The following is a 518-nucleotide window of genomic DNA, read 5'->3' on the forward strand; positions in this document are numbered from 1 at the left end:
TCGCTATTGGGCTCTATCCAAGCAGCAATAGTTAATGCACCTGCTGTAGCTACAATCATGGCGCTGCGGTACCCGACCTGGTAAGCGGCGGCAAGTGCCGCCTGCATTTTTACAGGAACAGACTCAATCCGAAATGCGTCAATAACAATATCTTGTGTAGCAGAGGCAAATGCAACCATTAGCGCAAATAGTGCTAGCCTTTCAAGATCTGCTAACGGGTCACTTTGACTCATTCCGACAATCGCTGCTACAAGTAAAAGTTGGGCAAACATCATCCAGCCGCGTCGGCGCCCCAATAGTCGAGTGAATATAGGAAGCGACATTCTGTCGACAAGTGGTGACCAAGCCCACTTAAACCCATAAGCTAGTGCTATCCAGCTAAAGTAACCAATTGCTGTACGGTCGACACCAGCTGCCCGAAGCCAGAACGACAACGTTGAGAATACCAACATTAACGGTAGGCCTGCGGAAAAACCGAGCAATAACAGGATAAGAACCCGTTTATGACAATAAATTGA

1 pseudogene is annotated in these 518 nt (G+C 47.9%); it reads right to left on the minus strand.

Features of this window, described 5'->3' with window-relative positions:
• Window positions 1-518 (minus strand): annotated as a pseudogene (locus K5Q92_RS23960) (AmpG family muropeptide MFS transporter); the annotation flags it as partial.

It is taken from the genome of Shewanella sp. MBTL60-007 (assembly GCF_019654915.1).
Taxonomy (GTDB): Bacteria; Pseudomonadota; Gammaproteobacteria; order Enterobacterales; family Shewanellaceae; genus Shewanella.